Origin of the sequence: Escherichia sp. 93.0816 (genome assembly GCF_013368855.2) — a bacterium.
Lineage (GTDB): Bacteria > Pseudomonadota > Gammaproteobacteria > Enterobacterales > Enterobacteriaceae > Escherichia > Escherichia ruysiae.
The window spans coordinates 18,837-33,650 of the sequence record NZ_JABWNC020000008.1; the positions used below are offsets into that span (position 1 = coordinate 18,837).

Genomic DNA, 14,814 nt, shown 5'->3' on the forward strand with positions numbered 1-14,814 from the left:
CGGTGCTTTTTAGTGATTTGCAGTTAAACCAGTTTAACTGCCTTTTAATCACTTAAATTAATGAAAAAATGTTATTAATCGTAAAGCTAAAGTCATTAGAGATGCTTTGCCCTTAATGTAACCATATCGCAATAAGTTATGTTTTTAAATTGAGGGCATTATTATGAAAAAAATACCCTGCGTGATGATGCGAGGTGGAACCTCGAGGGGCGCGTTCCTGTTAGCGGAACATTTACCTGAAGATCAAACGCAGCGCGATAAAATATTGATGGCAATTATGGGTTCCGGTAATGATCTGGAAATTGACGGTATCGGCGGTGGTAATCCGCTGACCAGTAAAGTCGCCATTATTAGCCGTTCCAGCGATTCTCGTGCTGATGTCGATTATTTGTTTGCGCAGGTAATCGTCCATGAGCAACGTGTCGATACCACACCTAACTGCGGCAATATGTTATCTGGCGTTGGGGCATTCGCCATTGAAAATGGTTTGATTGCAGCGACATCACCGGTCACCCGCGTGCGTATTCGCAACGTCAATACAGGCACGTTCATCGAAGCCGATGTGCAAACGCCAAACGGTGTCGTCGAGTATGAGGGTAGCGCCAGAATTGATGGTGTACCAGGGACAGCCGCGCCGGTCGCGCTCACTTTCCTGAATGCTGCCGGAACAAAAACCGGAAAAGTTTTCCCGACGGATAATCAGATTGATTATTTTGACGATGTCCCGGTGACTTGTATCGATATGGCGATGCCAGTCGTCATTATTCCGGCTGAATATCTGGGAAAAACAGGCTATGAATTACCGGCGGAACTGGATGCCGACAAAGCATTATTAGCCCGCATTGAGTCTATCCGTCTACAAGCGGGTAAAGCAATGGGCTTGGGCGATGTCAGTAATATGGTTATCCCTAAACCTGTACTTATTTCTCCAGCACAGAAAGGCGGGGCGATCAATGTGCGTTATTTTATGCCGCATTCTTGCCATCGCGCGCTGGCGATAACTGGTGCTATTGCCATTTCCAGTAGCTGTGCGCTGGAAGGCACCGTCACCCGACAAATCGTCCCTTCTGTCGGATACGGCAATATCAATATTGAACACCCCAGTGGTGCGCTTGACGTTCATTTAAGCAATGAAGGTCAGGATGCCACGACGTTACGCGCATCTGTTATTCGGACGACCAGAAAAATATTTTCCGGTGAAGTTTATCTTCCCTGAAAAAATTCTTTGTCGTGATAAGGACAATCAATAAAGGACTTCTGTATGAGTCATACAGAAAGAACAGGATTTTAAATGAATAAGAAATCGTTATGGAAGCTAATTCTGATATTAGCGATCCCATGTATTATTGGCTTTATGCCAGCTCCGGCAGGATTAAGCGAACTGGCGTGGGTACTGTTTGGTATCTACCTGGCGGCCATTGTGGGGCTGGTTATCAAGCCATTCCCGGAACCTGTCGTACTGTTAATTGCGGTTGCCGCTTCAATGGTGGTGGTCGGTAACTTATCCGACGGTGCATTTAAAACCACCGCCGTATTAAGCGGTTACTCTTCCGGTACAACCTGGTTGGTGTTCTCGGCGTTCACCTTAAGCGCCGCGTTTGTTACCACCGGCTTAGGTAAACGTATCGCCTATCTGCTGATTGGTAAAATTGGTAGCACAACCCTGGGACTGGGTTACGTTACCGTATTCCTCGATCTGGTACTGGCTCCGGCAACACCGTCTAACACCGCGCGTGCGGGCGGCATTGTGTTACCGATCATCAACAGCGTGGCGGTGGCTCTTGGGTCCGAACCGGAAAAAAGCCCGCGTCGTGTTGGACATTACCTGATGATGTCCATTTACATGGTCACCAAAACCACCAGCTACATGTTCTTTACCGCAATGGCGGGGAACATTCTGGCGCTGAAAATGATCAACGACATTCTGCACCTGCAAATTAGCTGGGGTGGATGGGCGCTGGCCGCTGGTTTGCCGGGCATCATTATGCTGCTGGTCACTCCGCTGGTGATTTACACCATGTATCCGCCAGAAATTAAAAAGGTCGATAACAAAACCATCGCCAAAGCGGGTCTTGCTGAACTGGGGCCGATGAAAATCCGCGAAAAAATGCTGCTCGGTGTTTTTGTGCTGGCGCTGCTGGGCTGGATTTTCAGTAAGTCTCTGGGGGTTGATGAATCCACTGTGGCAATCGTTGTTATGGCAACCATGCTGCTGCTGGGTATCGTTACCTGGGAAGATGTGGTTAAAAATAAAGGCGGCTGGAATACCTTAATCTGGTACGGCGGTATTATCGGTTTAAGCTCCTTATTATCAAAAGTTAAATTCTTCGAATGGTTAGCTGAAGTCTTTAAAAATAACCTGGCATTTGATGGTCATGGCAACGTTGCCTTCTTTGTCATTATTTTCCTTAGCATCATCGTGCGTTATTTCTTCGCTTCTGGTAGCGCCTATATCGTTGCTATGTTGCCGGTATTTGCCATGCTGGCGAACGTCTCCGGCGCACCGTTAATGTTAACTGCGCTGGCGCTGCTGTTCTCCAACTCTTACGGCGGCATGGTCACTCACTATGGCGGCGCGGCTGGTCCAGTTATCTTCGGTGTTGGCTATAACGACATTAAGTCCTGGTGGCTGGTTGGTGCGGTTCTGACGATATTAACCTTCCTGGTGCATATCACCCTTGGCGTGTGGTGGTGGAATATGCTGATCGGCTGGAACATGCTGTAAATACTCAAAAATATCCATTCATTATTTTTCTGCGCACTTTACGGTGCGCAGATATCTGGAGCATTTGATGATCAAGTTATCTGAAAAAGGCGTGTTTCTCGCCAGTAATAACGAAATAATTACCGAAGAACATTTCACCGGCGAAATTAATAAAGAAGAAGCAAAAAAAGGCACTATTGCCTGGTCTATTCTCTCTTCTCATAATACATCCGGAAATATGGACAAACTTAAAATTAAGTTTGATTCATTAGCCTCTCACGATATTACCTTTGTTGGTATTGTACAGACCGCTAAAGCGTCCGGCATGGAACGTTTCCCGCTGCCGTATGTGCTGACCAACTGCCATAACTCACTGTGCGCCGTCGGTGGCACCATTAACGGTGATGACCATGTTTTTGGTTTATCGGCAGCGCAGCGTTATGGCGGTATTTTTGTGCCTCCGCATATTGCGGTCATCCATCAATATATGCGTGAAATGATGGCAGGCGGCGGCAAAATGATCCTTGGTTCAGACAGCCACACCCGTTACGGTGCGTTAGGTACAATGGCGGTCGGCGAGGGCGGTGGCGAGCTGGTAAAACAACTGCTTAATGACACCTGGGATATCGACTATCCGGGCGTTGTTGCGGTGCATTTGACCGGAAAACCAGCACCCTATGTGGGGCCGCAGGATGTGGCGCTGGCAATTATCGGCGCGGTGTTCAAAAACGGCTACGTCAAAAATAAAGTGATGGAGTTCGTGGGGCCAGGTGTTGCTGCGCTCTCTACCGATTTCCGCAACAGCGTTGACGTGATGACCACTGAAACCACCTGTTTAAGTTCTGTCTGGCAAACCGATGAAGAAGTCCATAACTGGCTGGCGCTGCACGGTCGCGGCCAGGATTACTGCCAGCTTAATCCACAACCGATGGCGTACTACGATGGTTGCATTAGCGTTGATTTAAGTGCCATCAAGCCTATGATTGCGCTGCCGTTCCATCCGAGCAACGTTTATGGAATCGACACGCTGAACCAGAACCTGACCGACATTCTGCGTGAGATTGAAATCGAGTCCGAGCGCGTGGCGCACGGTAAAGCCAGACTTTCGCTGCTGGATAAAGTCGAAAATGGTCGCCTGAAAGTACAACAGGGGATTATCGCAGGCTGTTCTGGCGGTAACTATGAAAACGTTATTGCAGCGGCGAATGCACTGCGTGGTCAATCCTGTGGCAACGACACTTTCTCGCTGGCGGTTTACCCGTCATCGCAGCCGGTGTTTATGGATTTAGCCAAAAAAGGCGTGGTAGCAGATTTGATTGGCGCAGGCGCAATCATCAGAACCGCGTTCTGCGGCCCATGCTTTGGGGCAGGTGATACGCCAATCAACAACGGTTTGAGTATTCGCCACACCACGCGTAATTTCCCGAACCGCGAAGGCTCTAAACCAGCTAATGGGCAGATGTCAGCGGTTGCATTAATGGACGCCCGTTCTATCGCTGCGACTGCGGCAAACGGTGGCTATTTAACCTCTGCCAGCGAGCTGGATTGCTGGGACAACGTGCCGGAGTACGCCTTCGATGTAACGCCGTATAAAAATCGCGTCTATCAAGGCTTTGTGAAAGGGGCGACACAGCAACCGCTGATCTACGGACCGAACATTAAAGACTGGCCGGAATTGGGCGCGCTGACTGACAATATCGTCCTCAAAGTGTGCTCGAAGATCCTCGACGAAGTGACCACCACCGATGAACTGATTCCTTCCGGGGAAACCTCTTCGTATCGTTCAAATCCGATTGGTCTGGCGGAGTTTACCCTGTCACGCCGCGATCCGGGTTATGTCGGCAGAAGTAAGGCCACCGCTGAGCTGGAAAATCAGCGTCTGGCAGGAAACGTTAGTGAACTGGCAGGGGTGTTTGCGCGTATTAAACAGATTGCTGGTCAGGAACATATTGATCCGCTGCAAACTGAAATTGGCAGCATGGTCTATGCAGTTAAACCAGGTGATGGTTCTGCGCGTGAACAGGCGGCGAGCTGCCAGCGTGTGATTGGCGGTCTGGCGAATATTGCCGAGGAATACGCGACTAAACGTTACCGTTCTAATGTCATCAACTGGGGGATGTTACCGCTGCAAATGGCAGAAGTGCCGAACTTTGAAGTGGGGGATTACATTTATATTCCTGGCATTAAAGCGGCGCTGGATAATCCAGGTACGACCTTCAAAGGTTATGTGATCCATGAAGATGCGCCGGTTACGGAAATCACGCTCTATATGGAAAGTCTGACTGCGGAAGAGCGCGAGATTATCAAGGCGGGTAGTTTGATTAACTTCAATAAAAACCGTCAGATGTAAAAAGCGCCATGTGAATGTAGGTCGCATCCGGCACTTATTGTCGGATGCGATGCTGGCGCATCTTATCCGACCTACGAATCGCATCGACCCGTAGGCCGGATAAGGTGTTTACGCCGCATCCGGCAAAAAGTTAATAGCTTTTACTTCTTCGCTTCTGCAACCACTTTGCTACCCACGCCACGGTTATTGTATTCCCACATGCGATTGTAGTTAGTGTCATTCAGATTGCGCTGTACTTCGTCGTTATCATCAACGCTGCCGGTATTACCCGCAAATGGACGATTAGAAATTACCGCATCGGCCCACGGTTTGGCCGTGTTAAAACCTTCGTTGATGGCGCTATCACGGATCACCACCTGACCGTTGGTATTGGCATCCACATCCAGCGAACGGCCCAGCTGCGCGACGCCATCACCGGAAGCATTGAAACGGCTGTTTACCGCGAGGAAACCGTAGTAAATGTTGGACAGCGTAGCCGGTGCAAACACATACGCTTCTTGCTGAGTACGTGAGTTCACCACGCGGAATTCGGTATTATCGAACACCACTGCGCCGCGACCAGAAACGATATCCACATCCCCTTCAATGTAGCTGTTGGTCACCAGCGTACGCGGCTGACGATTCGTTTCCAGACGGTTTTGCACACCGCTGTTGGTGACAAAGAAGGTATTCTGACGACCGAGAATGTTAACGTTGTTGATCTGCACTTTGTCGCCGTCAGTACGCAATGCTACCGCCGGGTGGTTACCCGCATCTACGCTATCGCCCAGCGTGTTTTCAATGGTCAGGTTTTGCAGTTGCAGGCCATTGTTTTGTGACCAGAAGACCGCAGAACAGAGAACGCCGATGCTGTTGCTGCGTTTGCTCTGGCAGCTATCGTACATATACCACGCTGGTTTACCTGGCATATATTTGCCGCGCGGGTTGACGTCATGACGCCAGTCGGCAGGGCTCATTCCACCATCAAGGGAAAGTCCAATCTTCACATCAATCGGTTTTTCGCCCATACCGTAGACAGTGATTCCCCCCGGAGCGGCAGGAACATAAACTGTACCTTCATACTCACCTGGCATCACCGCAATATACTGGCGCTTATTGGTACGCTTGATAATCGCCGCATCTACCGCCGCCTGAATCGTGGTATGCGTTACACCTTGAGTACCCGCCGGGCCGACAACAAAGTCAGGTTGCGCAGGCAGGGTAATCGGGGAAGGATTCCATGCTGCAGCACCTGGCGTCAGGGAGGCAAAATAGTGTTGAGCATCGAAATTCTGCGCTTCTTTTGCCGACAGAATCGGGCGAGAAGACGTACCAGGTGCTACTTGATCGGAAGGACGTTGATCGGGCGGTGTTGAGCTACAGGCGGTCAGCGTCACGCCAAAAGCCAGTGCCAGCGCCAGACGGGAAACTGAAAATGTGTTCACAGGTTGCTCCGGGCTTTGAAATGGAAAAATGAATCCGTTGAAGCCTGCTTTTTTATACTAACTTTAGCGAAACGGGAAGGTAAAAAGACAAAAAGTTGTTTTTAATACCTTTAAGTGATGTCAGATGGCCTTGCGCCATCTGACAGATTATTTAACTGAACATCGCGGTAATTGATGCACTGGCGAGAGAGTGGAAATGGACGTTAAAACCGACCATCGCGCCGCTGGCACCTTCATCGACATCAATGCGTTCTACATCAAGCGCGTGAACGGTAAAAATGTAGCGATGGGTTTCGCCTTTCGGCGGCGCTGCGCCATCGTACCCGGTTTTACCAAAATCGGTGCGTGTCTGGAGCACGCCATCAGGGATTGCTACCAGACCAGAGCCAAATCCTTGCGGCAATACACGGGTATCGGCAGGCAAGTTAACAACTACCCAGTGCCACCAGCCGGAGCCGGTTGGCGCATCCGGGTCGTAGCAGGTGACGACAAAACTTTTCGTTCCCGCAGGAACATCATCCCACGCCAGATGTGGCGAAATATTATCGCCATCGTAACCCATGCCGTTAAAGACATGACGATGCGGCAGCTTATCGCCATCGCGCAGATCGCTACTGATGAGTTTCATGAACCCTCCTTTCTTGTTTGCAGAAAGTGTAGCCAGAAACCCTCACGCTGACTTCCCGTTATTGGCAAAAAAATGTTTCATCCAGTACGGCGCGATTTACCGCTGCGGTCAGGCGCTGCAACTGTTCCGGGCGAATAATATAGGGCGGCATCAGGTAAATCAGTTTGCCAAAAGGCCGTATCCACACACCCTGCTCGACAAAGAATTTTTGCAGTGCTGCCATATTCACCGGACGAGTGGTTTCGACTACGCCAATTGCCCCCAGCACGCGCACATCGGCAACCATTTCGGCGTCACGGGCTGGTGCCAGTTGCTCGCGTAGTTGCGCTTCAATATTTGCCACCTGCTGTTGCCATTTACCGGATTCGATAATCGTCAGGCTGGCGTTCGCTGCCGCGCAGGCCAGCGGATTGCCCATAAAAGTTGGCCCGTGCATAAAGCAACCGGCTTCGCCGTTACTGATAGTTTCCGCAACCTGACGTGTGGTGAGCGTGGCGGAAAGGGTCATCGTGCCGCCGGTTAAGGCTTTACCGAGGCATAAAATGTCCGGCGCGATCCCCGCATGTTCACAGGCAAACAGTTTGCCTGTTCGACCAAATCCGGTGGCGATTTCGTCGGCAATCAGCAAGATACCTTCTCGATCGCACATTTTGCGGATTCGTTTTAACCATTCCGGATGGTAGATGCGCATCCCGCCTGCACCCTGGACAATCGGTTCAATGATCACCGCAGCGATTTCATGACGATGCGCCGCCATCAGGCGCGCAAAGCCCACCATATCGCGCTCATCCCATTCGCCGTCCATGCGGCTTTGCGGGGCTGGAGCAAACAAGTTTTCTGGCAGATAGCCTTTCCACAGGCTGTGCATTGAGTTGTCAGGATCGCATACCGACATCGCGCCAAAAGTATCGCCATGATAACCATTGCGGAAGGTCAGAAAACGCTGGCGCGCTTCGCCTTTGGCTTGCCAGTACTGCAACGCCATTTTCATCGCCACTTCTACCGCCACGGAACCGGAGTCCGCGAGAAAAACGCATTCCAGTGGTTGCGGCGTCATCGCCACCAGTTTGCGGCAAAGTTCGACGGCTGGCGCATGGGTGATACCGCCAAACATCACATGCGACATGGCATTAATTTGCGATTTCATCGCCGCATTAAGCTGCGGGTGATTGTAACCGTGGATCGCCGCCCACCAGGACGACATACCGTCAACCAGGCGTCTGCCGTCAGACAAAATCAGCTCGCAACCTTCCGCGCTCGCCACCGGATAAACCGGCAGCGGGGAGGTCATGGATGTGTACGGGTGCCAGATATGGCGTTGGTCAAAGGCAAGATCGTCCGTTGTCATAATCGACTTGTAAACCAAATTGAAAAGATTTAGGTTTACAAGTCTACACCGAATTAACAACAAAAAACACGTTCTGGAGAAGCCCCATGGCTCACCGCCCACGCTGGACATTGTCGCAAGTCACAGAATTATTTGAAAAACCATTGCTGGATCTGCTGTTTGAAGCGCAGCAGGTGCATCGTCAGCATTTCGATCCTCGTCAGGTACAGGTCAGCACTTTGCTGTCAATTAAGACCGGAGCTTGTCCGGAAGACTGCAAATACTGCCCGCAAAGCTCGCGCTACAAAACCGGGCTGGAAGCCGAGCGGTTGATGGAAGTTGAACAGGTGCTGGAGTCGGCGCGCAAAGCGAAAGCGGCTGGATCGACACGTTTCTGCATGGGCGCGGCGTGGAAGAATCCCCACGAACGCGATATGCCGTACCTGGAGCAGATGGTGCAAGGGGTAAAAGCGATGGGCCTCGAGGCGTGTATGACGCTGGGCACGTTGAGTGAATCTCAGGCGCAGCGCCTTGCGGATGCAGGGCTGGATTACTACAACCACAACCTCGACACCTCGCCGGAGTTTTACGGCAATATCATCACAACACGCACTTATCAGGAACGCCTCGATACGCTGGAAAAAGTGCGCGATGCCGGGATCAAAGTCTGCTCAGGTGGCATTGTGGGCTTAGGCGAAACGGTAAAAGATCGCGCCGGATTATTGCTGCAACTGGCAAACCTGCCGACGCCGCCGGAAAGCGTACCAATCAACATGCTGGTGAAGGTGAAAGGCACGCCGCTGGCGGATAACGATGATGTCGATGCCTTTGATTTTATTCGCACCATTGCGGTGGCGCGGATCATGATGCCGACTTCTTACGTGCGCCTTTCTGCCGGACGCGAACAGATGAACGAACAGACTCAGGCGATGTGCTTTATGGCAGGCGCAAACTCGATTTTCTACGGTTGCAAACTGCTGACCACGTCGAATCCGGAAGAAGATAAAGACCTGCAACTGTTCCGCAAACTGGGGCTAAATCCGCAGCAAACTGCCGTGCTGGCGGGCGATAACGAACAACAGCAACGTCTTGAACAGGCGCTGATGACCCCGGACACCGACGAATATTACAACGCGGCAGCACTATGAGCTGGCAGGAGAAAATCAACGCGGCGCTCGATGCGCGGCGTGCTGCCGATGCCTTGCGTCGCCGTTATCCGGTGGCGCAAGGAGCCGGACGCTGGCTGGTGGCGGACGAACGTAAGTATCTGAACTTTTCCAGCAATGATTACCTCGGTTTAAGCCATCATCCGCAAGTTATCCGTGCCTGGAGGCAGGGTGCGGAGCAATTTGGCGTCGGTAGCGGCGGTTCCGGTCACGTCAGCGGTTATAGCGTGGCGCATCAGGCGCTGGAAGAAGAACTGGCCGAGTGGCTGGGCTATTCGCGGGCACTGCTGTTTATCTCTGGTTTTGCCGCTAATCAGGCGGTCATTGCCGCGATGATGGCGAAAGAGGACCGTATTGCTGCCGACCGGCTTAGCCATGCCTCATTGCTGGAAGCTGCCAGTTTAAGCCCGTCGCAGCTTCGCCGTTTTGCTCATAACGATGTCACTCATCTGGCGCGACTGCTTGCCTCCCCCTGTCCGGGGCAGCAACTGGTGGTGACAGAAGGCGTGTTCAGCATGGACGGCGATAGCGCGCCACTGGAGGAAATCCAGCAGGTAACGCAACAGCACAATGGCTGGTTGATGGTCGATGATGCCCACGGCACGGGCGTTATCGGGGAGCAGGGGCGCGGCAGCTGCTGGCTGCAAAAGGTAAAACCAGAATTGCTGGTGGTGACTTTTGGCAAAGGATTTGGCGTCAGCGGCGCAGCGGTGCTTTGCTCTGAAACTGTGGCGGATTATCTGCTGCAATTTGCCCGTCATCTTATCTACAGCACCAGTATGCCTCCGGCGCAGTCGCAGGCATTACGCGCATCTCTGGCGGTTATTCGCAGTGAAGAAGGTGATGCTCGGCGCGAAAAACTGGCGGCGCTTATTACGCGTTTTCGTGCCGGAGTGCAGGGTTTGCCGTTTACTCTTGCGGATTCACGTAGCGCCATTCAGCCATTAATCATCGGTGATAACGCTCGCGCATTACGCCTGGCAGAAAAACTGCGTCAGCAAGGTTGCTGGGTAACAGCGATTCGCCCACCAACCGTACCCGTCGGCACCGCGCGTCTACGCTTAACGCTAACCGCAGCGCATGAAACGCAGGATATCGACCGTTTGCTGGAGGTGCTGCATGGCAACGGTCAATAAACAAGCCATTGCGGCGGCATTTGGTCGGGCTGCCTCACAATATGAGCAACACGCAGAGTTACAGCGCCACAGTGCCGACGCCTTACTGGCAATGCTCCCGCAACGCAAATACGCCCGTGTGCTGGACGCTGGCTGTGGACCTGGCTGGATGAGCCGCCACTGGCGCGAGCGCAGCGAGCAGGTGATGGCGTTAGATCTCTCGCCGCCAATGCTTGATCAGGCACGCCAGAAGGATGCTGCAGATTATTATCTGGCGGGGGATATCGAATCCCTGCCGTTAGCGACTGCGACGTTCGATCTTGCATGGAGCAATCTCGCGGTGCAGTGGTGCGGTAATTTATCCACGGCATTAGGTGAGCTTTGCCGCGTAGTACGCCCCGGCGGCGTGGTGGCGTTTACCACGCTGGCACAGGGATCGTTACCCGAATTGCATCAGGCGTGGCAAGCGGTAGACGAACGCCCCCATGCCAATCGCTTTTTACCGTCAGCAGATATTGAACAGGCGCTAAAAGGTTTTCGTTATCAACATAATATGCAGCCTGTCACGCTGTGGTTTGATGATGCGCTCAGTGCCATGCGTTCGCTGAAAGGCATTGGCGCAACGCATCTTCACGCAGGGCGCGACCAGCGAGTATTAACCCGTTCACAGCTACAACAACTGCAACTGGCCTGGCCGCAACAGCAGGGGCGATATCCCCTGACTTATTATCTTTTTTTGGGAGTAATTGCTCGTGAGTAAATGCTATTTTGTTATCGGAACGGACACCGAAGTGGGTAAAACCGTTGCCAGTTGCGCACTATTGCAGGCCGCGAAGGCCGCAGGTTACCGGACGGCAGGCTACAAACCCGTTGCCTCCGGTAGCGAAATGACTGCAGAAGGTTTACGCAACAGCGATGCTCTGGCGTTACAGCGCAACAGCAGCCTGCAGCTGGATTACGCCACGGTGAATCCATACACCTTCGAAGAGCCGACCTCGCCGCATATCATCAGCGCGCAAGAGGGCAGGCCAATTGACCCATTGGTGATGAGCGCCGGATTACGTGTGCTGGAACACCAGGCTGAGTGGGTGTTAGTGGAAGGCGCGGGCGGCTGGTTTACGCCGCTTTCGGATTCGTTCATGTTTGCAGATTGGGTAACGCAGGAACAACTGCCGGTGATTCTGGTCGTTGGGGTAAAACTGGGCTGCATCAATCATGCAATGCTGACAGCACAGGCCGTACAGCAGGCAGGGCTAACACTCGCAGGCTGGGTGGCGAACGATGTCACGCCGCAGGGTAAACGCCACAGTGAATATATGGCTACGCTCACCCGAATGATCCCCGCGCCGCTGCTGGGGGAAATTCCCTGGCTTCAGGAAAATCCAGAAAGTGCGCTAACCGGAAAATATATAAATCTCACATCACTGAAGTAGCAAAAAAATTGGTTGAATTGCGAGCGAGATCGCGTCTTCGGTCGCCCGTAATTTAACCAATAAAATGCTAAAAAAATCGCGAAAAAAATTTTACCCCCGCATTATACGATTAGTATGGGAATTGCCCAGGCGGCTGGACATAGGGGCTGCAGGCAGTTATCCACTATTCCTGTGGATAACCATGTGCATTAGAGTTAGAAAACGTAAGGTAAGCGAGAGAATACGCGGCTTGCACGCAAATTGGCGCTAAAGACGGCTTAAATAAATATTTGTTATTTTTCAATCTGTTAGATAAATGCAATGGCTGTCAGGAAAGAGTCATCTCCTGCAATAAATCCGTCATCAGCTATCTTGACAAATGTTAAAAAAGCCATTGCTCTGGGGATAACCCTGCAGACCAGAGTTTTATCTCGTCACAGCGTCAATTTTACCTACGGTTTAGACCTTAGTTGACGGCGTAACAGAAATGTTGTGGTGTGAGACTGTTTTTTTATCCAGTATAATTTATTGGCATTATTAATCATGACGAGTAAAATTACACACCTGCCCGCCCATTCCTTCAGGTAGCAACTCATGAGTAAACCATTCAAACTGAATTCCGCGTTCAAACCTTCTGGCGATCAGCCGGAGGCGATTCGACGCCTCAAAGAGGGGCTGGAGGATGGCCTCGCGCATCAGACTCTGCTTGGCGTGACGGGGTCGGGAAAAACCTTCACTATTGCTAATGTCATTGCTGACCTGCAACGCCCAACCATGGTGCTGGCGCCCAACAAAACGCTGGCAGCGCAACTATATGGTGAGATGAAAGAGTTCTTCCCGGAAAACGCGGTGGAGTATTTCGTCTCCTATTACGATTACTATCAGCCAGAAGCCTATGTTCCGAGTTCAGATACGTTTATTGAGAAAGATGCCTCAGTAAACGAACATATCGAACAGATGCGACTTTCAGCAACCAAAGCGTTGCTGGAGCGACGAGATGTTATTGTCGTAGCGTCAGTTTCCGCTATTTATGGTCTGGGCGATCCTGATTTATATCTCAAAATGATGCTGCACCTCACGGTCGGTATGATTATCGATCAACGGGCTATCCTGCGTCGTCTGGCGGAGTTGCAATACACCCGTAATGATCAAGCGTTCCAGCGCGGCACTTTCCGCGTGCGTGGTGAGGTGATAGATATCTTCCCGGCAGAGTCCGACGACGTTGCGCTACGTGTAGAACTGTTCGACGAAGAAGTGGAGCGTCTCTCACTTTTCGACCCGCTGACCGGGCAGATTATTTCGACCATTGCGCGTTATACCATCTACCCGAAAACGCACTATGTTACGCCGCGCGAGCGCATTGTGCAGGCGATGGAAGAGATTAAAGAAGAACTAGCGGATCGGCGCAAAGTACTGCTGGCAAATAACAAATTGCTGGAAGAGCAGCGGCTGATCCAGCGTACCCAGTTTGATCTGGAGATGATGAACGAACTGGGTTATTGCTCGGGTATTGAAAATTACTCGCGCTTTCTTTCCGGGCGTGGGCCTGGTGAGCCACCGCCGACGCTGTTTGATTATCTGCCTGCCGATGGGCTGCTGGTGGTTGATGAATCACACGTCACCATTCCGCAGATAGGCGGTATGTATCGCGGCGACCGGGCGCGTAAAGAAACGCTGGTGGAGTATGGTTTCCGTCTGCCATCGGCGCTGGATAACCGTCCACTGAAATTTGAAGAGTTCGAAGCTTTAGCCCCGCAAACCATCTATGTTTCTGCGACGCCGGGTAATTACGAGCTGGAAAAATCAGGCGGCGACGTGGTGGATCAGGTGGTGCGTCCAACCGGATTGCTTGATCCGATTATCGAAGTGCGTCCGGTAGCGACCCAGGTCGATGATCTTCTTTCGGAGATTCGTCAGCGAGCGGCAATTAACGAACGCGTTCTGGTCACAACACTGACCAAGCGGATGGCGGAAGACCTCACCGAATATCTCGAAGAACACGGCGAGCGCGTGCGTTATCTTCACTCCGACATTGATACCGTTGAGCGTATGGAAATCATCCGCGATTTACGTCTGGGCGAGTTTGACGTACTGGTTGGCATTAACTTACTGCGCGAAGGTCTGGATATGCCGGAAGTTTCGCTGGTGGCAATCCTCGACGCCGACAAAGAGGGCTTCCTGCGTTCTGAACGTTCATTAATTCAGACCATCGGGCGTGCGGCGCGTAACGTCAACGGCAAAGCGATTCTCTACGGCGATAAGATAACCCCGTCAATGGCGAAAGCGATTGGCGAAACCGAACGTCGCCGCGAGAAACAGCAGAAGTACAACGAAGAGCATGGCATTACACCGCAAGGGCTGAACAAGAAAGTGGTCGATATCCTGGCGCTGGGGCAGAACATTGCTAAAACCAAAGCCAAGGGCAGAGGGAAAGCGCGCGCGATTGTTGAGCCAGATAATGCGCCGATGGATATGTCGCCAAAAGCGTTGCAACAGAAAATCCATGAGCTGGAAGGGCAGATGATGAAACATGCGCAAAACCTGGAGTTCGAAGAGGCGGCGCAAATTCGCGATCAGTTGCATCAGTTACGCGAGCTGTTTATTGCTGCATCGTGACGAGATGAGAAAGCCGGAATGTTCTTCCGGCTCAGATTAACTATGAAGTCAAAAAAGTGCTCGAACGATCCC

The 14,814-nt window shown here is 51.8% G+C and carries 11 protein-coding genes; 8 read left to right on the forward strand and 3 right to left on the reverse strand.

Annotation, left to right across the window (positions count from 1 at the left end):
• Nucleotides 1-163 precede the first annotated feature (163 nt).
• The 3 genes from HEM79_RS10925 to HEM79_RS10935 all read left to right on the forward strand — a co-directional run bounded on the left by HEM79_RS10925 (nt 164) and on the right by HEM79_RS10935 (nt 5,054).
• On the forward strand, nt 164-1,216 hold the full coding sequence (locus HEM79_RS10925) for a 4-oxalomesaconate tautomerase (protein WP_000723669.1): 1,053 nt from the start codon (nt 164-166) through the stop codon (nt 1,214-1,216).
• A 75-nt stretch (nt 1,217-1,291) separates the two neighbouring features.
• Nucleotides 1,292-2,725, forward strand: a complete 1,434-nt coding sequence (locus HEM79_RS10930) for an anion permease (protein ID WP_001036486.1) — start codon at nt 1,292-1,294, stop codon at nt 2,723-2,725.
• 67 nt (nt 2,726-2,792) lie between these two features.
• A complete protein-coding gene (locus HEM79_RS10935) occupies nt 2,793-5,054 on the forward strand; it encodes a hydratase (protein ID WP_176242752.1) in 2,262 nt (753 codons plus the stop codon).
• A 140-nt stretch (nt 5,055-5,194) separates the two neighbouring features.
• On the opposite strand, the gene HEM79_RS10940 is transcribed toward HEM79_RS10935, so the two are convergent.
• The 3 genes from HEM79_RS10940 to bioA form a co-directional block, all read right to left on the reverse strand.
• Nucleotides 5,195-6,478, reverse strand: coding sequence for a putative acyl-CoA thioester hydrolase (locus tag HEM79_RS10940; protein WP_176242754.1), 1,284 nt, complete (start codon nt 6,476-6,478; stop codon nt 5,195-5,197).
• Nucleotides 6,479-6,629: 151 nt separating this feature from the next.
• A complete protein-coding gene (locus HEM79_RS10945) occupies nt 6,630-7,106 on the reverse strand; it encodes a kinase inhibitor (protein ID WP_176242756.1) in 477 nt (158 codons plus the stop codon).
• Nucleotides 7,107-7,164: 58 nt separating this feature from the next.
• A complete protein-coding gene (bioA, locus tag HEM79_RS10950; protein WP_176242758.1) occupies nt 7,165-8,454 on the reverse strand; it encodes an adenosylmethionine--8-amino-7-oxononanoate transaminase in 1,290 nt (429 codons plus the stop codon).
• A gap of 86 nt (nt 8,455-8,540) precedes the next feature.
• Between bioA and bioB the strand changes: the two genes are divergently transcribed.
• The 5 genes from bioB (at nt 8,541) to uvrB (ending at nt 14,742) form a co-directional block, all read left to right on the forward strand.
• Complete coding sequence (gene bioB / locus HEM79_RS10955; protein WP_176242760.1) at nt 8,541-9,581, forward strand: biotin synthase BioB; 1,041 nt, start codon at nt 8,541-8,543, stop codon at nt 9,579-9,581.
• Nucleotides 9,578-10,735 (forward strand): 8-amino-7-oxononanoate synthase, encoded by a 1,158-nt coding sequence (gene bioF, locus HEM79_RS10960; RefSeq protein WP_176242761.1) that lies wholly within the window; start codon nt 9,578-9,580, stop codon nt 10,733-10,735. Before bioB ends, bioF begins: the two co-directional genes overlap by 4 nt.
• Nucleotides 10,719-11,474, forward strand: coding sequence for a malonyl-ACP O-methyltransferase BioC (gene bioC / locus HEM79_RS10965; RefSeq protein WP_176242762.1), 756 nt, complete (start codon nt 10,719-10,721; stop codon nt 11,472-11,474). Before bioF ends, bioC begins: the two co-directional genes overlap by 17 nt.
• Nucleotides 11,467-12,147: a dethiobiotin synthase gene (gene bioD, locus HEM79_RS10970; RefSeq protein WP_176242763.1), complete on the forward strand. Its 681-nt coding sequence runs from the start codon at nt 11,467-11,469 to the stop codon at nt 12,145-12,147. Before bioC ends, bioD begins: the two co-directional genes overlap by 8 nt.
• Before the next feature lie 573 nt (nt 12,148-12,720).
• The gene (uvrB, locus tag HEM79_RS10975) at nt 12,721-14,742 is read left to right on the forward strand and encodes an excinuclease ABC subunit UvrB (protein WP_176242764.1); all 2,022 of its coding nucleotides are present in this window, start codon (nt 12,721-12,723) and stop codon (nt 14,740-14,742) included.
• Nucleotides 14,743-14,814 lie beyond the last annotated feature (72 nt).